Annotated in this window: 23 protein-coding genes; 13 read left to right on the top strand and 10 right to left on the bottom strand. The window is 30.6% G+C overall.

What is annotated here, in order from left to right:
- The first annotated feature begins 15 nt into the window (after nt 1-15).
- Nucleotides 16-957: a glycosyltransferase family 9 protein gene (locus tag AC5SLZ_RS03895; RefSeq protein ID WP_494615021.1), complete on the top strand. Its 942-nt coding sequence runs from the start codon at nt 16-18 to the stop codon at nt 955-957.
- Here the strand turns inward: AC5SLZ_RS03895 and AC5SLZ_RS03890 are convergent.
- Together AC5SLZ_RS03890 and AC5SLZ_RS03885 are read right to left on the bottom strand one after the other, a co-directional pair.
- Entirely contained in the window at nt 947-1,999 is a 1,053-nt protein-coding gene (locus tag AC5SLZ_RS03890; RefSeq protein ID WP_494615020.1) for an AbrB family transcriptional regulator, read from the bottom strand. The two genes, AC5SLZ_RS03895 and AC5SLZ_RS03890, sit on opposite strands and share 11 nt — an antisense overlap.
- On the bottom strand, nt 1,999-2,697 hold the full coding sequence (locus AC5SLZ_RS03885) for an IclR family transcriptional regulator (protein WP_494615019.1): 699 nt from the start codon (nt 2,695-2,697) through the stop codon (nt 1,999-2,001). The genes AC5SLZ_RS03890 and AC5SLZ_RS03885 overlap by 1 nt, the downstream gene beginning before the upstream one ends.
- Nucleotides 2,698-2,814: 117 nt before the next feature.
- Between AC5SLZ_RS03885 and AC5SLZ_RS03880 the strand changes: the two genes are divergently transcribed.
- From AC5SLZ_RS03880 to AC5SLZ_RS03870, 3 genes are read left to right on the top strand one after another with little or no spacing between them, the layout of a single operon-like run.
- Nucleotides 2,815-3,795 (top strand): tripartite tricarboxylate transporter substrate binding protein, encoded by a 981-nt coding sequence (locus tag AC5SLZ_RS03880; RefSeq protein ID WP_494615018.1) that lies wholly within the window; start codon nt 2,815-2,817, stop codon nt 3,793-3,795.
- 27 nt (nt 3,796-3,822) lie between these two features.
- Complete coding sequence (locus AC5SLZ_RS03875; protein WP_494615016.1) at nt 3,823-4,293, top strand: tripartite tricarboxylate transporter TctB family protein; 471 nt, start codon at nt 3,823-3,825, stop codon at nt 4,291-4,293.
- On the top strand, nt 4,290-5,789 hold the full coding sequence (locus AC5SLZ_RS03870) for a tripartite tricarboxylate transporter permease (RefSeq protein ID WP_494615015.1): 1,500 nt from the start codon (nt 4,290-4,292) through the stop codon (nt 5,787-5,789). The genes AC5SLZ_RS03875 and AC5SLZ_RS03870 overlap by 4 nt, the downstream gene beginning before the upstream one ends.
- On the opposite strand, the gene AC5SLZ_RS03865 is transcribed toward AC5SLZ_RS03870, so the two are convergent.
- Genes AC5SLZ_RS03865 through AC5SLZ_RS03850 form a run of 4 tightly spaced genes read right to left on the bottom strand, consistent with a single transcriptional unit; the run spans nt 5,786 to nt 9,226 of the window.
- Nucleotides 5,786-6,673 carry a DMT family transporter gene (locus AC5SLZ_RS03865; RefSeq protein ID WP_028036838.1) on the bottom strand — a complete coding sequence of 296 codons (888 nt, stop codon included), beginning with the start codon at nt 6,671-6,673 and terminating at the stop codon, nt 5,786-5,788. The two genes, AC5SLZ_RS03870 and AC5SLZ_RS03865, sit on opposite strands and share 4 nt — an antisense overlap.
- Nucleotides 6,674-6,722: 49 nt before the next feature.
- The gene (locus AC5SLZ_RS03860) at nt 6,723-7,586 is read right to left on the bottom strand and encodes a DMT family transporter (RefSeq protein WP_028036839.1); all 864 of its coding nucleotides are present in this window, start codon (nt 7,584-7,586) and stop codon (nt 6,723-6,725) included.
- Nucleotides 7,587-7,589: 3 nt separating this feature from the next.
- Entirely contained in the window at nt 7,590-8,672 is a 1,083-nt protein-coding gene (locus tag AC5SLZ_RS03855) for a glycosyltransferase family 4 protein (RefSeq protein ID WP_028036840.1), read from the bottom strand.
- Nucleotides 8,672-9,226 carry a thioredoxin family protein gene (locus AC5SLZ_RS03850; RefSeq protein WP_028036841.1) on the bottom strand — a complete coding sequence of 185 codons (555 nt, stop codon included), beginning with the start codon at nt 9,224-9,226 and terminating at the stop codon, nt 8,672-8,674. The genes AC5SLZ_RS03855 and AC5SLZ_RS03850 overlap by 1 nt, the downstream gene beginning before the upstream one ends.
- A 19-nt stretch (nt 9,227-9,245) precedes the next feature.
- Between AC5SLZ_RS03850 and AC5SLZ_RS03845 the strand changes: the two genes are divergently transcribed.
- Nucleotides 9,246-9,758, top strand: a complete 513-nt coding sequence (locus tag AC5SLZ_RS03845; RefSeq protein WP_494615013.1) for a gamma carbonic anhydrase family protein — start codon at nt 9,246-9,248, stop codon at nt 9,756-9,758.
- An 11-nt stretch (nt 9,759-9,769) separates the two neighbouring features.
- On the top strand, nt 9,770-10,060 hold the full coding sequence (locus tag AC5SLZ_RS03840) for a DUF1330 domain-containing protein (protein ID WP_028036843.1): 291 nt from the start codon (nt 9,770-9,772) through the stop codon (nt 10,058-10,060).
- Here the strand turns inward: AC5SLZ_RS03840 and AC5SLZ_RS03835 are convergent.
- Both AC5SLZ_RS03835 and AC5SLZ_RS03830 read right to left on the bottom strand, forming a co-directional pair.
- The gene (locus AC5SLZ_RS03835) at nt 10,057-10,686 is read right to left on the bottom strand and encodes a flavin-binding protein (RefSeq protein WP_494615012.1); all 630 of its coding nucleotides are present in this window, start codon (nt 10,684-10,686) and stop codon (nt 10,057-10,059) included. The two genes, AC5SLZ_RS03840 and AC5SLZ_RS03835, sit on opposite strands and share 4 nt — an antisense overlap.
- Before the next feature lie 3 nt (nt 10,687-10,689).
- The gene (locus tag AC5SLZ_RS03830; protein ID WP_028036845.1) at nt 10,690-11,565 is read right to left on the bottom strand and encodes an NAD(P)-dependent oxidoreductase; all 876 of its coding nucleotides are present in this window, start codon (nt 11,563-11,565) and stop codon (nt 10,690-10,692) included.
- Between the two features lie 14 nt (nt 11,566-11,579).
- Between AC5SLZ_RS03830 and AC5SLZ_RS03825 the strand changes: the two genes are divergently transcribed.
- From AC5SLZ_RS03825 to AC5SLZ_RS03805, 5 genes are read left to right on the top strand one after another with little or no spacing between them, the layout of a single operon-like run.
- Nucleotides 11,580-12,785 carry an MFS transporter gene (locus tag AC5SLZ_RS03825; RefSeq protein WP_494615011.1) on the top strand — a complete coding sequence of 402 codons (1,206 nt, stop codon included), beginning with the start codon at nt 11,580-11,582 and terminating at the stop codon, nt 12,783-12,785.
- A gap of 43 nt (nt 12,786-12,828) precedes the next feature.
- Nucleotides 12,829-13,365 carry a DNA-directed RNA polymerase subunit omega gene (gene rpoZ / locus AC5SLZ_RS03820; protein WP_028036847.1) on the top strand — a complete coding sequence of 179 codons (537 nt, stop codon included), beginning with the start codon at nt 12,829-12,831 and terminating at the stop codon, nt 13,363-13,365.
- A 22-nt stretch (nt 13,366-13,387) separates the two neighbouring features.
- The gene (gene dusA / locus AC5SLZ_RS03815; protein WP_028036848.1) at nt 13,388-14,380 is read left to right on the top strand and encodes a tRNA dihydrouridine(20/20a) synthase DusA; all 993 of its coding nucleotides are present in this window, start codon (nt 13,388-13,390) and stop codon (nt 14,378-14,380) included.
- A gap of 40 nt (nt 14,381-14,420) precedes the next feature.
- A complete protein-coding gene (locus tag AC5SLZ_RS03810) occupies nt 14,421-15,206 on the top strand; it encodes a sulfite exporter TauE/SafE family protein (protein ID WP_028036849.1) in 786 nt (261 codons plus the stop codon).
- 2 nt (nt 15,207-15,208) lie between these two features.
- Nucleotides 15,209-15,610 carry an HIT domain-containing protein gene (locus AC5SLZ_RS03805; protein WP_034412330.1) on the top strand — a complete coding sequence of 134 codons (402 nt, stop codon included), beginning with the start codon at nt 15,209-15,211 and terminating at the stop codon, nt 15,608-15,610.
- Between the two features lie 106 nt (nt 15,611-15,716).
- On the opposite strand, the gene AC5SLZ_RS03800 is transcribed toward AC5SLZ_RS03805, so the two are convergent.
- Complete coding sequence (locus tag AC5SLZ_RS03800; RefSeq protein ID WP_494615010.1) at nt 15,717-16,004, bottom strand: hypothetical protein; 288 nt, start codon at nt 16,002-16,004, stop codon at nt 15,717-15,719.
- Nucleotides 15,988-17,442: a phosphomannomutase/phosphoglucomutase gene (locus tag AC5SLZ_RS03795; RefSeq protein WP_494615008.1), complete on the bottom strand. Its 1,455-nt coding sequence runs from the start codon at nt 17,440-17,442 to the stop codon at nt 15,988-15,990. Before AC5SLZ_RS03795 ends, AC5SLZ_RS03800 begins: the two co-directional genes overlap by 17 nt.
- 157 nt (nt 17,443-17,599) lie before the next feature.
- Here AC5SLZ_RS03795 and AC5SLZ_RS03790 point away from each other — a divergent pair, with 157 nt between their 5' ends.
- Both AC5SLZ_RS03790 and AC5SLZ_RS03785 read left to right on the top strand, forming a co-directional pair.
- Nucleotides 17,600-19,537, top strand: a complete 1,938-nt coding sequence (locus tag AC5SLZ_RS03790) for a ribonucleoside-diphosphate reductase subunit alpha (RefSeq protein ID WP_494615007.1) — start codon at nt 17,600-17,602, stop codon at nt 19,535-19,537.
- Nucleotides 19,528-20,544: a ribonucleotide-diphosphate reductase subunit beta gene (locus AC5SLZ_RS03785; RefSeq protein WP_271483897.1), complete on the top strand. Its 1,017-nt coding sequence runs from the start codon at nt 19,528-19,530 to the stop codon at nt 20,542-20,544. The genes AC5SLZ_RS03790 and AC5SLZ_RS03785 overlap by 10 nt, the downstream gene beginning before the upstream one ends.
- The last annotated feature ends 1 nt before the right edge of the window (nt 20,545 follow it).

Here is a 20,545-nt window from a genome sequence, read left to right as displayed (position 1 = left end):
TAAGTTGTTATAAATATGTCTAATATTTTAGTTATTAAACATGGATCTTTAGGAGATATAGCTCAAGCAAGTGGGGCAATTCAAGATATTTCTGAAAATCATAAAGATGATCAAATTCATTTATTAACTACAAAACCATACTTTGATTTATTTAAAAAAAATCCACATATTTCAAATGTTATTTTAGATAAGAGGCTATCAAGACTAAACCTGATCTATTTATACTCATTAATGAAAAATATTAAAAAATACAATTTTTCAAAAGTTTATGACTTACAAAATTCTAGCAGAACAGCTTTTTATAAAAAAATATTATTTCCTAAAGCTACAAAAGATACATGGTCATCTACTGAGACGACATTACCCGAGGGGACTACAAAAGAAGATTTTGATAAAGATTCAGTCTTATCAAGATTTGATCATCAATTAAAAACCTCAGGTATTACAACTCTTCACACATTAAACCCTGATTTTTCTTGGAGCCCATCAGATATATCTCAAATAAAAAATTATCATCAATTAGAAAGATATATTGTTCTTTTTCCTTTTTGCTCACCTCATTTAACTTCTAAGAAATGGCCTTATTATAATGATTTAATTTCTATGATTAATGAAAGATTAGAAAATAAATTTAAAGTAGTTATAGCACCTGGACCAGGAGAAATTAAAGATGCGTTAAGTATTAATGCACTTTGTGTTTTAGATAATGGCAAAGCATTAGATATTTCCCAGTTAGCTGCATTGATTAAAGATAGCTCATTTGTTGTTGCAAATGATACAGGTCCTGCTCATATGACAGCTCATCTAGGATCTAAAGGAATTGCTTTATTTGGATCTCATACAACACCATTTAAAGTAAGTATTGAAAGAGAAAACTTTAAAGCGATACAAGCACCAGAGTTATCAAAATTATCTCCAGAAAAAGTTTTTGAAAAATTGTCTGAAATTATTTCTTAATTTTTTCTAATACTCTTAAAAATATGGGAACAGTGAAAAGTATAAAGAGCAATCTTATTATATGATGAAAAGCGACAAAATCTGGATCTAAATCAAAAGCAATTGCTATGACTGCTACCTCATAAATTCCACCAGGACTGAAAGACAATATTAAAGTTAAAATATTAGTATCAACAAAAAATGTAGCTATATAAGCTGCAACTAAACCTAGTAACACTAATATGGTTGTTGCAACCACACTATGAAGTGAGTTATTAGCAATTTCTTTTACTGTTTTTTCAGCAAATCTACATCCGACAGAAGCACCAAGTATTAAAAGACAAAAGTTAATAGATTGATCAGGTAATTTATATGAGGCTATATCTGTAATTTGCAATAAACCACTCGCAAATAATGTTCCAGATAATAAAGCTGCTGGAATTCTAATTTTATCAAAAATAAAAATAAAAAATAAAGATGCAGCAATAAGTAAAACTAAATTTAAATGATTTTGAGCTAAATAATTGAAGTTATCATTTAATAAAACATCGTTGCCAGTATTGTTTACTATAATAAATGGAATTACAGTTATTATTATGATTAATCTAATTAGATGAGAAGTTGCAACTTGCGATAAATCTGTTTTTTCATTTTCAGCTAAAATCATTAAAGGACCTAATGCACCAGGCGCTGCTGAAAATATTGAGGCTTTTTCACCATAACTTGCAAATTTTTGAAGATATTTAGCAACAACTAAAATACAAATTATTATGTAGATTAACATAATCAGTGAAGTCCAAATCCAATCAAATATTTGGTTAAATAGATTTTGATCTATGTAATTACCAATATGCAAACCTAAAATTATTAAGATAAAACTTAATACAATTTTAGGCATAATGATTTTTAGACCTGATAAAGCAGCAATTGATGAAATAATCATTGGTCCTAAAAACCAAGCTAAAGGAATATTAAAATAATCAGCAATAATTGCACTAGGAAAAGAAATTATTAAAACAGAAATAAATTTTATTGTAAAAATTTGACTGATTTGTTTTAACATTATTGGATTTGAATTAAATTCTTTTCAATTTTTACTTTAGAAGACCTAAGTACATTTAAGAAATTGAGACAGTTTTTTTTGTTAAAGTTAGAAATATGTCCCGCAATAGTCAATGCTCCAAGAATTTGATTTTTTTTTCTAAATATTGGAACTGATACAGATGCCATTTCAGAATCTCTTTCTCCAAAAGTCATAGCATATCCATTTTTTAAAACTTTATCTTTATCATTAATTTCTAAATTATTATAAGCCGATAAAATGTGACCACTTGATCCTTTATTTAAAGGTTTTTTACCTCCTATTTCTTCTAGGTGTATAATTGATTTATTTGGCGTACTAGTTTGAATACAAACTCGTACATCATTTTGTCTTACAAAGAAACTTGCTGTTTCTTTAGTTTTTGATGAGATGAAATCTAATTCTGATTTAATAGAATTTTTTAAATTAAAACTATTATCGTAAATTTCATACAATCTAGGAATAGAGTGTCCTATTTTAAATTCTCCACTTTTTATTTTTCTAATGTACCCAAAATTTTCAAGTGATTTTGATATTCTTGAAATTCTACTTTTATGATCGCCGGTTATTTGAGCTATCTTTGTTACAGTAAGAGCTTCATTTTTTTCTGTAAAACAATTTAATATTTCTAAAGCTTTGTTTACAGCTTCAACACCAACCGTATTTTTAATATATTTCATATAATTCTACTTATTAGAATACTATGTTCTATTCTATAGAACAATAGTAATTATATATTTAGACATTAGGTAATAAAATAAATTAAATCTAATTTAATTAAATAGAGAGGGAAAATAATGAACAATATAAAAAAACTATTTTCAGTATTATTTTCAGCAATCCTATTATTCTCAGCAACAACTACTAGCTCAGTAGCAATTGAAAAATTGCACTTTGTAATCGGTGGTGGTGCTGGTGGTGGTTGGGATGGAACTGCTAGAGGTACTGGAGAAGCTTTAACAAAAGCTGGTATGTTAAAAAGTGCATCATTTGAAAATATGTCAGGTGGTGGTGGTGGTAAAGCGTTAGCTTTCATGATTAATACTAAACCTGCAAATACAGTTTTAGTTCAATCTACACCATTAGTTTTAAGATCAATCACTAGACACAAAGGTTACGTGAGTGGAAGTGGTACTTTATCTTATAAAGATGTTGTGCCAATCGCGGGTGTAATTGGTGACTATGGTGCGATCGCTGTTGCAAAAAACTCACCTTATAAAAACTTTAAAGATGTAGTTGATGCATATAAGAAGAATCCAAGCTCAATTAAAATGGCTGGTGGATCAGTAAGAGGAAGTATGGACCATTTAATTGGTGCTTTAGCTTTCCAAGCTGCTGGTGCTAATCCAAATGATGTAGCTTACATTCCTTATGATGCTGGTGGAAAAGCGTTAGCTGGACTTTTATCTGGAGAGACTCAAATTATCTCTACAGGTTTAGGTGAATTGATGGGTGCAAGAGACCAAGTAAGAATTATTGGTATCACTGCTCCTTCAAGAGTTTCTGATGCTCCAGACGCACCAACTCTAAAAGAACAAGGGTACGATGTACAATTCGTTAACTGGAGAGGATTTTTTGGCCCTCCAGGTATGAGCAGCGCAGAAAAAAATGCAATTGCTAAAATGTTAGGCGATGTACAGAAAACTTCTGAATGGGAAAATGTAAGAGCAAGAAATGCTTGGGTTAATATTTACAATCCAGGTGACAAGTTTGTTTCTTTCTTAGAAAAACAAACAGAAGAAATGACAGCTCTTATGAAAAAACTAGGAGTTATATAATCCTTAGGATTATTTAGAATTAGAGCAGTGAATATAAATACTACAAAAATTATATCACTGCTCTTTTTTATTTTTTCAGCATTTTATTTATATACAGCTTACCAAATTCAAGTTTTTGCATTTGATGAAAATGCACCATTCAATGCTAGAACATTTCCAATTTATTTAGGCTATGCTGGCTTATTTTTTTCAGGATTAAAGTTAATTTTACCAGATCCAAATACAATTAAAGTTGAACACAAAACTTTGGAATATAAAAAAACTGCAATCTTAGTCTTGATTGCGATTATATATGGAGCAACTATTTTGAAAGTTGGTTATTTTTTAACAACTTCTCTCTTTTTAATGGGATCATACTATTTTTTAGGTGAGAGAAGATGGGTGTTAATGTTTATGTTATCTTTTCCATTTGTTGCAGCATTTATGTACTTATTACACGGCGTTCTTGATATTTATTTAAGAGATCCATTTCTTCAAATGATAGGAGTGATGGGATGATAGAGGGAATTTTAATTGGTTTAACAACCGCACTGACTTTTCAAAATATATTTATGGTAATGATTGGTTGTTTTTTTGGAACAATCATTGGAATGTTGCCAGGCCTTGGACCAATGACAGCGATCGCTTTAATGATACCCATAACTTATGGATTTGATCCAGCAACTGGTTTAATCTTAATGGCTGGAGTTTATTATGGTGCAGTATTTGGAGGTTCTACTTCTTCAATATTATTAAACGCACCAGGTGTTCCTGGAACTGTTGCAACTTCATTTGACGGTTATCCAATGGCGCAACAAGGTAAAGCTGGAAAAGCTTTAGCAATTGCTGCTTGGAGTTCTTTTGCAGGAGGTACACTTGCTGCAATTTATTTATTATTTTTAGCCCCAAGTTTATCAAAAGTAAGTTTATCTTTTAGATCACCAGATTATTTTGCTCTAATGATTTTAGGGTTAACAGCTATCGCTGCATTTTCATCTAAAGGTCAATTTATTAAAGCAATGATGATGGTTGTACTTGGTTTAATGTTAGCATCAGTTGGTCAAGATAGTTTGTCTGATATTACAAGATTTACATTTAACAATATGAATTTAACAGATGGAATTAGTTTCGTACTTGTTGTTATGGCAACTTTTGCAATGAGTGAGGCACTTACAATTATTTTAAAACGAAATGATCCAACAGCTGCAGCAAAACAAGTATCATTAACAGAACTTGGTTCAATTAGAATTAATAAAGAGGAAAGAAAAAAGATGTTTAAAACCATTCCTCGAACATCAATTATTGGCTTTATAATTGGAGTTTTACCTGGCGCTGGTGCAACGATTGCATCATTTTTAGCATATGGAATGGAAAGAAATTTAGTAAGCGATGAAGAGAAAGAAAAATTTGGTAAAGGTAGTGTTCATGGATTAGCTGCGCCTGAAACTGCAAACAATGCAGCATGTTCTGGTGCATTTGTTCCACTATTAACTTTAGGAATCCCCGGTAGTGGTACCACTGCTGTAATGTTGGGTGCTCTATTAGGTTTTGGTATTCAGCCAGGTCCAAGACTCTATATGACTAATCCAGAAATTTTTTGGTCTGTTATAATGTCGATGTATATTGGAATGGTAATACTTCTTATTTTAAACTTACCCTTAATTCCTTATATTGCCAGAATTCTAGCGGTACCTAAAAACTATTTAATTCCACTTATTTTATTTTTTTCAATTACAGGAATTTATGTAATGTCATTTAACAATTTTGATATTTATTTAATGATTGTAATAGCTGTTGTTGCAACATTTATGCGCTTATATGATTTTCCAATGCCACCACTAATCTTAGCATTTGTATTAGGTGGATTAATGGAAGAAAACTTAAGAAGATCATTGTTATTAAGTGATGGATCTTGGACGTTTTTATGGGATAGAACGCTTACAGCTTGTATATTAGCTACAACAATTCTTATAGTTGGATGGCAAATTTACAAAACAATTACTAAAAAAAATTAAGATTTAATATCTATTCTTTTTCTAATTATTTCTTTATCTAATTTCATCTCTCTATAAGAAATTATAAGAACACCAGTAAATATTATAAGAGCACCAATCCAAGTATAAAGATCCGGAATTTCATCAAATACTAAATATCCAATAATTGAGGCAAAAACTAAATTTAAAAATGAGTAGGGCTGAGTCATGCTTACATCGACTAGTTTAAATGCATGGTTTAATGTTAAATGTAAAACTGTCCCACACATAGCCGCTAAGATTAAATAGATAAATGTTTTTAAGTTTGGCATTTCCCAAAAAAACAAAACAATAAAGAAACTTAACAAGCTCATGAAAATAGATTGATAAGCTAAAATTGTAATTGCACTATCATCTTTAGAAATTTTCTTTGTTATAATTATATTTATTGACCAGAGTAATGCTGAAAATAAAACCATATATACTCCAATTGATATATCCACAAAACCAGGTCGAATAATAACTAACATTCCACTAAAACCTAGTAATAGAGCTAAAGTTCTGTAAATATAAATTTTCTCTCCTAAAAAAAATACTGCAAGTATTGTTACAATTAAAGGTACTACAAATGATATTGCTGTAAGTTTTTCAATAGGAAGCAGTACTAGAGCAGAAAAATATAAAAGCATTGCTGGTAAGCCAAGTATTGCTCTTAAGAAATGTTGTTTAAGATGAGTTGTTTTAAGTACGGCACCTTTCTTTTTAATTATGTAGGGTAAAATAATTACCAGTCCTAGAAAAAATCTAAAAAAACCAGCCACGTAAACATTCACATCTTCTTGAGCTATCTTTAAAAAAGAAAGCATTACAGTGCCAAAAAAAACAGAAATGATTATTAAAGATATAGCTAATTTGTTATTGGACATTAATAAATGACTATAAGTATTACCTAATTATAAACAATCTTAGTTTAGGTTAATTTTTAGAAGATTGGTTTAAAACAAAGATACCAGAACAGGTAATTATTATAGCTCCAATAACTGTGAACATATCTGGAATATCATTATAAAATATATATCCAAAAATTATTGCCCAAAAAATCAATGTGTAATGAAATGGCTGGATAATACTTGCTCTTGCTTTACTCAACGCAATTATTTGAAGATATAGACCTAGAGAAAAAAATATACCTATACCCAAAAACATTAAGTATGAAGATTTATCAATTGGAGACCAAAAATTAGTAGCCAATAATGACATAACTATAATACCAACTATTGATGTGTAGAATAAGGATGTTTCATTTTTGTCATATTTGGAAACTTTTTTAGTAATGATTTGATAAAGTCCCAATATAAATGCACCAATCAATGGTAATAGGGCTTTTGGATCAAAAATGGATGATGTCGGTCTTAGAATAATTAAAACTCCAACAAAGCCAATAAAAATTGCAATCCATGTTTTAACAGACACTTTTTCTTTCAAGATTATTGCAGATAACGCAACAACTATTACTGGCGCTAATGATCCAATACTATGAGCATTAGCTAGAGACAAATATTTAAATGACAAAACAAAACACCCAGACTCCATTACAGATAATAAGCTCCTAAATATTTGGGATTTAATATTTTTAGATTTATAAAATAAATAATTATTTTTCCTTTTTGACTCGAATAAACTTAACATTAAAACAAAAAAATATTTAAAGAGAAGTAATTGAAAAACTGAATGATGAATAATTAGAGTTTTTTGTATAGTGTCTAAAATAGAAAAAGATAAATAAGCAAAAATTCCAAAAAGTATTCCAATAGACTCTTTGGATTTAAAAATAAGCATAAATTAGCTTAGGATCTTTTTATACTCTTCAATAATATTAGACCAATAAAATTTTGAGACTTTATCTTTGGCACCTTTTCCATACTCTAAATATTTTTTATTTTCTAGCATTGAGTTTATTGAATAATAAATTGAGTCTAAATTGGTTCCATCACAAATTAGACCTGTTTTTTCATGTTCAATTGCATCAGATGCACCTCCAACTTCACCACCAATAGAGGGTATACTATATTGTGCTGCCTCAGTGTAAGCTATTCCAAAACCCTCAACTGAAGATTTATGAACAATAGATGGCATTACAAATATATTTGATTTAGCCACTAAGGCATTTTTTAAATCATCACTTATATCTTTAAAAAACATTACCTGACCCTCTAAGTTCAATTCTTTTACAAGACTTTTAATATTTTCCTCTTCATCTCCATAACCAATACAAACGTAGACAATATCTGGATAAATCTGCTTTAAATTTCTTAAAGCCATTATTACTTTTTCATGATTTTTTCTTTTATCAAATCTTGAAACTGTAATTAATCTTGGTGTTTTAACCGCAAGTAAGCTTTCAACTTTATCTAATGATTTTTTATCAAGATCTTTAATTGGATCTATCCCTGGATTAATAACAATAATATTTTCTTCTTTTACTCCAATTTCAATTGCTAAATTTTTAGTATATTTTGAATTAGCAATTACTTTTTCAACATTATTTAAAACTTTTAATAAACGTTTGTTGATCCCTGATCCTTTAGTATGGTTAATTTCTTTACCATGAATTAAACAATATTTTTTTTTATTAGTTTTTAAATGCTCCAAACTTTTCCAATGATCAGCTATAATTCCATTTGTTTTACTTTTTTTAACAAATTCATCAATGAGATATGCTTTTCGATATTTTCTGAGCAACTTAGGTCCCCCAACTCTTTCAATAGAAAAGGAAGCTTGATCATCAAATTCCTTATGATTTTCAATGTAATCAGCAAAAACTTTAATCATAAAGTTTTTTGATAGTTCTTTTGCAAGCCCCCACATTAAGCTTTGCATGCCGCCTAGTTCAGGAGGGAAAGATCTAGTAACAATTAAATACATTAATCATACTTCCATTTGATACCACAGCCAGCACTAGGGATTTGATTTTGAGGTCCTTTGCCAGTTTCAGCAATTTGCTTCATAGATTTAAACAAATCACTTTCCCCATCTTTTACCGGCACAAAATTTTTAAGCTCTCTTAATCGACCTCTGTATTGAAGTTCTAAATCTTTGTTATATCCAAAAAAATCTGGTGTACAGACAGCATCATAAGATTTTGCAATCTTTTGTGTATCATCATGTAAATAAGGAAAATTAAATTGATTATCATTTGAAAATTTAATCATATTATCAAAAGAATCTTCTGGATAATTAACAAAATCATTTGAACATATAGCAACTGAGTTTATTCCAATCTTTTTTAATTCATTGCAGTCTTCTACAAGTTCTTTTGTAATAGCTTTAACATATGGACAATGATTACAAATAAACATTATCAAAGTTCCGTTTTCTCCTTTGATATCATTTAATGAAATAGTTTTGTTGTCAGTTGACTTTAATTCAAAGGGTATAGCTTTTTTACCAAAATCACATATTGGAGTTTGTATGGGCATAATGTAAACTATATAAATTATGTTTTATGATTTAAAAGATAAAAAACCAAAAAACTCAGGCGAAAATTGGGTTGCTCCAAATGCAACTATTATTGGGGATGTTACTTTGGAAAAAAACTCAAGCGTATGGTTTAATGCAGTATTACGAGGAGATATTGAAAATATCTATATAGGTGAGGGGTCAAACATTCAAGATGGAAGTGTTTTGCACACAGACCCTGGTTTCCCGTTAAAGGTTGGAAAAAATGTAACTGTTGGACATTTAGTAATGTTACATGGATGCATGATTGAGGATAATACTTTAATCGGGATTGGAGCAGTAATACTTAACAACGCAAAAATTGGAAAAAACTGTATTATAGGTGCAAAAGCTTTAATTACTGAAAATAAAGAAATACCAGACAATTCATTAGTAGTTGGCTCTCCAGGTAAGGTTATTAGAGAAGTAACAGAGGAAGAAAAAAAAGCAGTATTAGAGAATAATAAGCATTATCAAGATAATTGGAAAAAATATTCAAAATCAATTTTTTAAAGGAGTAATAAATGTCAGCTGGATATGTAATTGCACAACTAAAAGTAATAAATCCTGAAAACTATAAAGAGTATGTAGCTAAAGTTTCAGAGGTTGTTAAAAAATATGATGGAGAGTATCTCGTTAGAAATGGCGAGTATCAAGTTGTAGAAGGAGAAGATAATTTTCCAAGATTAGTAATTATTAGATTTCCAAGTTATGAAAGAGCTTTAGAGTGGTATCATTCAGACGAATATAAGCCTGTTAAAGATATACGTTTACAAAATTCTGAAGGAAGTAATATAATTGTAAAAGGAATTTAAGGTATTAGCCAATAATCTCTGCTAATTGTATTTTCAGAGCCAAGATTATCAGCAAATTCAAATCTTGCTCTTCGATGACCTTTGGCAGCTAAATAAAGCCACTCAATAGATTTAATTTTACACTGAATAACAGTAAAGTTTTTATAACCTTCTTCACTTTGCTCTTTTGTGTAATCAAAGTTATCAAGTTCTGGTTTTAATCCTGAAGTTGGAATGTCACTTTCGGTTCCTGGTCCATTATCGACTAAGTAACATTTTCTAGATATATGTTGAGTTTTAGACCAAGACTCTTTTGTAACTTCATTTTCATGATTAACAGTGCATTCAACTTTAAGTCTAACCTGTATCTTTTCTTCTTTATCATAAAATAACATTGCAGCATTTTTGTTGGCTTTTAATTTAGCTATTTTATCTGATCTTATATCACTATGGTATTGAACAAGATTATTTGCTTCATCTGCTTTTCTAAGAACTACTATTCGTCCATCAAAGTCAGATTGGTTTCCACAAATGAATACTGGTATTCTAAAAGGTGAGCCTCTATCTTTAACTGCATTAGCTAACATTGACCAAATTTTCTTTTTGATCTCAGTAAAGTCCTCGTAATAAAGAACTGTATCGGTCACAGATTATTTTTTCTTCTTTAATAGAGCAATCAAGCTTGAGCTATCCCAACGGTTTCCACCCATCTCTTGAACTTTTGCATAGTAACCATCAATAAGTTCTGTAATTGGAACTGGCGAACCATTTTTTTTTGCTTCCTCAATAACAATTGCTAGATCTTTTCTCATCCAGTCTACTGCAAAACCATAATCAAACTTATCATCAGTCATAGTTCGATATCTATTTTCCATCTGCCAAGATTGTGCAGCACCTTTGGATATAGTCTCCATAACGATATCCATATCTAATCCCGCATTAATTCCAAAGTTAATAGCTTCAGATAAACCTTGAACCGCACCTGCAATACACATCTGGTTCATCATTTTAGTTAATTGACCACTTCCTGATTTACCAATTAATTTTACTTTTCTACTATAGCAATCAATAACTGGTTCAGCTTTTTTAAAAACATTTTCATCTCCACCAACCATTACCGTAAGTATTCCACCTTCAGCTCCAGCTTGACCTCCTGAAATAGGCGCATCTAAAAAATCAAATCCTTTATCTTTAGCTGCTTGATATAGTTCTCTTGATATCTCCGCAGATACAGTAGAGTTGTCGACATAAACTGAACCTTCTTTAGCTGTATTAAACAGTCCGTTTTCCCCAAGAGACACTTCTCTTAAATCATTATCATTTCCAACACAGGTAAAAATAAAGTCAGCGCCCTCAGCTGCTTTTGCTGGTGTGTCTGCTTTAGAGCCTTTATATTCTGCAATCCATTTATCAGCTTTAGCACTCGTTCTATTATAAACAGTTACATTGTGACCAGCTTTTGATATATAACCTGCCATCGGATAACCCATGACACCAAGACCTATGAAAGCAACGTTAAAAGACATAATTTTTATTTCCTATGTTTAATAGTTTGAAGTTTAAAGTAATTTTATTTGGATTTATTTTTACATTTTTTTCTAGCTTTGGACAGAGTTATTTTTTAGGGTTATTTAATTCCAGTATTAGAGAAGCACTATCTATTACCCACGGACAATTTGGCTCAATTTATGCCTCAGCAACCTTATGCAGTAGTCTTCTATTAATTTGGGTTGGTAAAAAAATTGACGATGTAAATATTTTCAAATTTGCTTTTTTTGTAACTATTCTTTTATCTTTTGCATGTTTCTTCTTTTCAAAAATATCATCAGTTTTTTTATTATTTGTGGCAATTTTTTTAATGAGATTTTCAGGACAAGGAATGATGTCTCACACAGCCTCAACAACTATTTCAAGATACTTTACCAGAACCAGAGGTAGAGCTTTAAGTATAAGTTGGTTTGGCCTTTCGTCTGCAGAATTTATCATGCCAGTCTTAATGGTTTATTTATTAACGATTATTGATTGGAAAAATCTTTGGCTTATTTTTTCATTAACTGTTTTAATTGTTCTACCGGTTACTTCATTTTTATTAATAAAAAATTTAAATTTAGACTCAAGAGAGACTAATGATGAAAATAAAAAAGAAGTTGAGATTAAACAATGGAAGAGAAGAGAAGTAATAAAAGATTATAGATTTTACATCATTAGCTCTAACATGTTAGCAATGCCCTGGATATTTACTGGCTTTGCAGTTTTTCAATCTTTTGTTCAAACTTCAAAAGGATGGGGCCCTTATGTAATTGCTCAATCATTTATGTCTTATTCAATTTTTTCAGTACTTACTTTATTTTTATCAGGTTTTTTAATTGATAAGTTTACGAGTAGAAAATTACTGATTTATATGAATATTCCGCTTTTATTATCTGTAGTAGTTTTATTTTTCTTTGACACTCCAATAGCAGCATTTATATTTTTAGGTTTAGTTGGAATATCCAATGGTTTTGCTAATATTTTAGGATCTTCAACTTGGGCTGAATTGTATGGGGTTAAGTATCTTGGGTCTATTAAAGCTTTAACCACTGCTTTAATGGTATTTGCAACAGCTTTTGGAACTGCTTTATTCGGGCATTTGATAGATACAGGTTTTACAGTTGGTGATATAGCTGTTGTGTCAGGCTCTTATATATTTGTTTCTTTAATTCTCCTTTTCTTTGTTCGAAAAAAGCTTAATCCAGTAATAATTTAAAAAATCCTTGCATTTTTAAAGTCTGGGGTATAAATAATCGCCCATGGCAAGAGTTACAGTAGAAGATTGTATAGATAAAGTAGATAGCCCTTACGAACTAGTACTAGTTGCTAAAGAAAGAGCCACTCAATTAAATTCAGGAATTGAACCAACTTTAGACAGAGACAATGACAAAAATACAGTTATTTCATTAAGAGAAATCGCAGAAGAAAAAATCAAAGTTTCAGATTTAACCGATAGTGCAGTTTATAAACTTAGAAAACATGTTGAACAAGTTGACGATGGTTCCGAGGATGATGAAGAAGTTGGTGATGATTTTGAAAACATGTACAAAGGTGAAATTTCAAAAAGTGGCACACCTATTTTGCCATCTAAAAGAGCGAGAAAAACTCCAGAAAAAATTCAAGTTTCTCAAGAAGATTTAGCTGAATTATCAGAAACTGCTAAGCCAGATGTAGACGTGTCAGCTGGTGAAGAGACAATGAATGAACAAGGTGAAGTTTCATTAGACGAAGTTTCAGAACAAGAAAATCAAGAAGCAGAAGCAATTACAGAAGACTCAGACGCTTCAAATTCATAATAAAATCATATAAAGTCAAAACATGAATAGGAAAGTATCAGTCGCTCCTATGATGGATTGCACAGATCGTCATGAGCGTTACTTTTTAAGGCTGATTTCAAAAAATACACTTCTCTATACAGAGATGGTCGTTGATGAAGCGATCAATAGAGGTGATAAAAAAAGATTACTTCAATTTAATATCAACGAAAAACCTGTCGCCCTTCAATTGGGAGGATCATCACCAAAACTATTAGCTGAAGCTTCTAAAATAGGGGAAGATTTTGGTTATGATGAAATTAATTTAAATTTAGGTTGCCCAAGTAAAAAAGTTGAAAAAAGTAAATTTGGTGCATGCTTGATGAAAGAACCTAATTTAGTTGCAGATTGCTTGAGTAAAATGCAAGCATCAACTAATTTACCAGTAACCATAAAAACTAGAATTGGATACGATAATGTTGAAGATTATGAAAATCTTAATAATTTTATTGCAACTCTAAAATCAACTGGTGTTAAAACATTTATTATTCATGCTAGAAAAGCAATGTTGGGAAAATTTACTCCAAAACAAAATTTAAATATTCCTCCTTTAAAGTATGATTATGTTTACAAATTAAAGGAAGACTTTCCAAATGAAGAAATAATTATAAATGGTGGAATAACATCTGTTGATCAAATAAAGCCGCTTCTACAAAAAACAGATGGTGTCATGATTGGAAGGGCAGCGTACCACACGCCTTATATGTTGGCAGATATTGAGAAAGAAATTTTTGGTACCGAAGAAGTTTTAAGCAGACAAGATGTCATTGAACAATTAATTCCATATGTAAAAGATGAGATAAAGAAAGGTACAAGATTAAATCAAATAATGAGACACACCATAGGTTTATTTCATGGACAAACTGGTGCCAGTTATTGGAAAAGATATTTAAGTGAAAATATGTGTGTGAGAGATGCAGATGTTAAAAAAATTGATCACATCATGGATAAGATTAAATACAATAATATCGACACAAGTGTAGGGCAATCTGCTTAATTCAATTCTAGCTAACGAATATAGTTACTTTATTTTATTAATGGCACTAACAGCGGTGCCTGTTGGCTTTGTTGCTGGTTTATTTGGTATAGGTGGTGGGTTAATTACAGTTCCGTTTCTTTATTATATTTTCGGTCAACTTGGAATTAATCAACAATATATTATGCACTTAGCAGTAGGAACTTCTTTTGCAATAATAATTCCAACATCAATAGTTTCAGTTTTAACTCATCATAAATTTAATGCAGTAGATTTTAATGTAGTTAAAAATTACGGTATATTTGTAGTTATAGGAGTAATTATTGGGACAATATTTGCTGCAACTTTTAAAACAAAATCTCTAGTGCTTTTCTTTTCAATCGTAATATTGTTTTTAGGTATTTATTTACTTTTAATCAAAGAGAAAGATAAAAATATAATATCTGAAATGAAGCTATATTTAAAAATTATACTTGGTTCTATTGTTGGATTTATTTCAGCTATAACGGGTATTGGTGGCGCTGTCATGAATGTACCAATACTCAAGTTTTTTGGTTATTCAATTAATAAAGCAATTGGTAGCGCAGCAGCAATTGGTTTTTTAATTGCATTATTTGGTGCCACAGGTTTTTTTGTTTCAGGAAGTTATTTAAAAACAAATTTACCCTTTAGTATTGGATTTTTAAATATTCCAGCTTTTTTAATCTTTATTCCTATTACAACTTTTATGGCAAGACTAGGAGCAAGAACAGCCCATAAAATAGATAAAAATAAGATTAGTAAATTACTTGGTATTTTTTTATTAATAGTTGCAGCTAAGTTTTTCTACGAGTACATAAAATTATAGATATGCCTTTTAAAATTGATAAGAAATTTTTAAAGTCTTCACATTATATAGCGGAACTTGAATTATGTAGTATTAGGCTTCATGATAATTCTAAATTTCCATGGGTTATTCTAATTCCCAAAAAAAATAAGATTACTGATATGAGTGATCTAAATTCTAAAGATCAAATTTTACTTATGAAAGAAATTGTTCACGTAAGCAACATTATGAAAAAATTATTTAAAACCTCAAAGCTAAATATCGAAAAAATTGGTAATATGGTTCCTCAGTTACACATTCATATTATTGCAAGAAGTAAAAAAGATAGTTCATGGCCACTATCTGTATGGGTTGTAAAAGGTAAAAAGTATACCACAGCAGCCTTATCTATTATGACGCAAAAGTTTAATAAAGCTTTTAAATAAGAAGAGGTGACTTCAGTCTCCCTCCATCACCTCATTAAAATAATTATCTGATTCTCACTAAATAACTAAGCACGTTTTGATTGAATCTTTGATTTGTTGTATAACTTTATTGAAGAATTTTATTTTCACAAAATTTAGATGCAAATTCAGTATCTTTAATAATATCCTCTGGTTTTTGCTTGAATACTCTATCTAATTCGTCATCAGAAAACTTTTCGCTTAATTTATTAACAGTGCATTCGCAATAAGCTTTTGCTTTGTCTGCACCTAAATACTGTTTTGAATTCTGATAGCAGCCAATATACATTTGCTGCTCATTTTGCTCGCTAAAAGCATAACTTTTTAAGGGTACTAGCAAGAATAGTAGAAAAATTAGGCTAAATTTTTTGATCATATTCACCAACTTTTCCAGTTTTTTGAAGTAAATCATCAATAAATTCAAATATTTTTTTCTTTCTAATATTTGATGTAGGACTTTCCGTTACAATCACTAGTGATGGTTTGTTTGAAGATGCTCTAATCAGTCCCCAAGAACCATCGTCAAAAGAAAATCTTATCCCATTAACTGTTAATACTTCCGCTATTATTTGATCGTCAATTTTAGTTTTGTTATTTTTAATTTCCTCAACTTGTTTAACTAAATCTTCTACAACCTGGTATTTTTCTTCATCTTTACAGAAAGGAGCCATAGTAGGAGTTTGATAAGTGGGTGGTAATTCATTTATTATTTCACTCATTTTTTTATTTTGATCATCAAGTAAATGACATACGTGTATAGCTGAATTAATTCCATCGTCGTAACCATAACCTAAAGGTTGGTTAAAAAAGAAATGGCCACTTTTTTCAAAACCAGCCAAAGCTTTTTCAGTATTTACTTTTCTTTTAATGTGAGAGTGACCTGTTTTCCAATAAATAGTTTTGCAGTTATTTTCTAAAAGAACCTTATCTTTTGAGTATAATCCTGTTGACTTTACATCTACCACAAACTTAGAATTTTTATGTTTAGTAGATAAGCTCCTTGCTATTAATAAACCAATTTTATCTGAAAATATTTCATTTCCTTCGTTATCTATAACACCAACTCTATCTCCATCACCATCAAAGCCAAAACCTATGTCTGCTTTATTATCTTTAACAGCTTTTGCAATTGCATGAAGCATTTCTAAATCTTCTGGATTAGGATTGTATTTGGGAAAAGTCCAATCTAATTCACAATCAAGTTCGATAACTTCACAACCAATTCCTCTTAAAATATCAGGAGCAAAAACTCCTGCAGTACCATTTCCACAAGCAACAACGGCCTTTAATTTTTTTTTGATCTTATTACCATTTATTAAATCATCTTTATAAACTTGTTGAAAATTTTCTATTTGCTTCTCATTACCCTCACCGTTTGAAAATTTTTCATTTAATGTGATATCTTTTAATTCTTTCATCTCTTCTGGTGCATGAGTTAAACCTTTTTTGATACCCATTTTTACACCGGTCCAACCATTTTCATTATGACTTGCTGTAATCATGGCAACTGCATCTGCATCTAAATTAAATTGAGCAAAGTAAACCATTGGTGACAACGATAAACCTACATCCTCAATATGACAGCCTGTTGAGATCAAACCTTTTTTAAGAGCACTTTTAATTTCCTCACTATAAGATCTATAATCGTGTCCAACTATTACCCTTGGATTATCTTTTTTAGTATGAATTTTTATTTGAGAGCCCAAACCCTTACCAAGATTCGTGATTCCCTCTTTACTAATATCCTTTTCGTACAACCAGCGAGCGTCATATTCTCTAAAGCCATAGGGGTCTATTTTTATATTTTTATTCATTTGTTAATTACTTAACCTTTTTTATATTTTTTTATTGAAATATTTTTTGTCGCGTTCTATAAATGTTCTATTGAATAGTTGTTTATATAGTATATTAACAAGAAACGCATACAACATGTAGTTGTTTTCGTCACAATAACAAAATATAGTATTAATTATGAATAAGATTCTATCACAGGCCCTAAAGAAAGCTGTCTCTGAATACAGCCCAGAAGTAAAAGAAGTATCAAAAGGAAATAGACCTGATCTATTTTCTTTAAGTACTGAAACTGAACTTTTTCAAAATGATAAAGGAATCATAATTAAGATCGATAGATCTAAAGATGCAAACTTAACTGATTTTGGTAAAGCAACTTTAAAAGACAGATATCTTGGTCATAACGAATCTTTTCAAGATTTGTTCGCGCGTGTTGCAAGCTCATATGCAGATGACAATTTACATGCACAAAGAATTTATAATTACATAAGCAACCTTTGGTTCATGCCTGCAACACCTGTTTTATCAAATGGGGGAACTAAAAGAGGTTTGCCTATTTCATGTTTTTTAAATGAAGCATCAGATAGCTTAGGAGGAATTCTTGATCTTTGGAGTGAAAATGTTTGGTTAGCGGCAAAAGGTGGTGGTATTGGAAGTTACTGGGGCAACCTTAGATCTATTGGAGAAAAAATTGGTAAAGTTGGAAAAACATCTGGAATAATTCCTTTTATTAAAGTCATGGATTCTTTAACGATGGCAATTAGCCAAGGTTCTTTAAGAAGAGGATCTGCTGCTTGTTATTTACCAGTCGATCATCCTGAAATTGAAGAATTTATTGAAATGAGAAGACCTACAGGTGGTGATCCAAATAGAAAAGCATTAAATTTACACCACGGTGTTTTACTTTCAGATGCATTTATGAGAGCCGTTGAAAATGATGAGCAGTGGGGACTAAAAAGTCCTGCAGATGGCACTGTTCAGCAAACAATATCAGCTAGAAATTTATGGATAAGATTATTAACTGCAAGAATTGAAACAGGTGAACCTTACATAATCTACATTGATACAGTGAATAGATTAATTCCTCAGCATCACAAACTTGCTAACCTAACTGTTAAAACATCAAACTTATGTAGTGAAATAACATTGCCAACAGGAATTGATAAAGATGGAAGAGACAGAACTGCAGTTTGTTGTCTGTCTTCATTAAACTTAGAAAAGTATGAAGAGTGGAAAGATGACCCAGACATGATTAGCGATGTTATGAGGTTTTTGGATAATGTTCTAACTGATTTTATAAAAAAAGCTCCTGACCAATTCAAGGATGCAAAATACTCAGCAGAGAGAGAAAGAAGTGTTGGGTTGGGTGTAATGGGTTTTCATTCTTTTTTACAAAAAAATAGAATTCCACTTGAGTCAGTGATGGCAAAATCTTGGAATAAAAAAATATTTAAACAAATTGATGAACAAGTTAATAAAGCTTCAAAAGATTTAGCAGAAGAAAGAGGTGCCTGTCCAGATGCTGCAGAGTATGGATATCAAGAGAGATTTTCAAATAAAACAGCTATTGCACCAACTGCTTCAATTTCAATTATTTGTGGTGGAGCATCACCAGGGGTAGAGCCGATTGCTGCTAACAGTTATACTCATAAAACTTTGTCAGGCTCTTTCAATGTTAGAAATAGGTATTTGAAAGAAATCCTTGAAGGTCATGGGAAAAATGATGATGAAACTTGGTCTACAATTACAACTAATCAAGGCTCTGTATCTCATTTAAGTTTTTTAACTGATTTAGAAAAGGATGTTTTTAAAACAGCATTTGAGCTAAATCAGCAATGGATTATTGAATTAAGTGGAGACAGAACTCCATTTATATCTCAAGCTCAGTCAGTTAACTTATTTTTACCAGCCGATGTTCACAAAAAAGAGCTACACAAAATTCATTTTGATGCTTGGAAAAAAGGCTTAAAGAGTCTTTATTACTGTAGATCAAAATCAATCCAAAGAGCAGAAAATATCAATGATGCAAAATCAACAGATGTTTTGGCCAACGTTTATAAAAGCAAACAAACTAAATCTGAAGAACCAGAATACGAGGAGTGCCTATCATGTCAGTAGCAGAAAAAATTAAGACACCAAATAATGAAATAATCCAACCAAAAAAAATGGGTTTATTAGTTGAGAATCCGGTTTACAAACCTTTTAGATATCCATGGTGTTATGATGCGTGGTTAACACAACAAAGAATTCACTGGTTACCAGAAGAGGTGCCACTAGGGGATGATGTTAGAGATTGGCAAAAAAATTTAACTCAATCTGAAAAAAATTTATTAACTCAAATATTTAGATTTTTTACTCAAGCTGATGTTGAGGTTAGTAATTGTTATCTTAGACATTATACTACGGTATTTAAACCAACTGAAGTTTTAATGATGATGACAGCTTTTGCTTCAATGGAAACTGTCCATGTAGCAGCATACTCTCATTTACTAGACACTATTGGAATGCCAGAGTCAGAATATTCTGCTTTCATGAAATATAAAGAGATGAAAGATAAATATGACTACATGCAAGGTTTTAATGTAAATTCTAAAGAAGATATTGCAAAAACAGTTGCCGTGTTTAGTGCATTTACAGAAGGTCTTCAATTGTTTGCAAGCTTTGCAATCCTTTTAAATTTCCCAAGACACAACAAGATGAAGGGAATGGGTCAGATTGTTACTTGGTCTGTTAGAGATGAAACTCTCCATTGTAATTCTATGATTAGAGTTTTCAAAGAATTCATAAATGAAAACCCTGAAATATGGACTCCAAAACTAAAAAAAGAACTTTATGAAGCGTGTAGAACTATCATTGAACATGAAGATGCTTTTATTGATCTTGCTTTTGAAATGGGTCCAATGGAAGGTTTAACTGCTCAAGAAGTTAAAGATTACATTAGATTTATAGCTAACAGAAGACTTACTCAATTAGGTCTAGAGCCAATTTATGATGTGCAAAAAAATCCTTTAACTTGGCTAGATACAATGTTGAATGCTGTTGAGCACATGAACTTCTTTGAAGGTCGTGCAACAGAATACTCTAAAGCATCAACCCAAGGTACCTGGGTGGAAGCTTTTAGTTAAT

It is taken from the genome of Candidatus Pelagibacter sp. PS_06, assembly GCF_059418045.1.
Note: the sequence above shows the minus strand (reverse complement) of the source record. Positions and strands in the feature narration are given on the sequence as shown.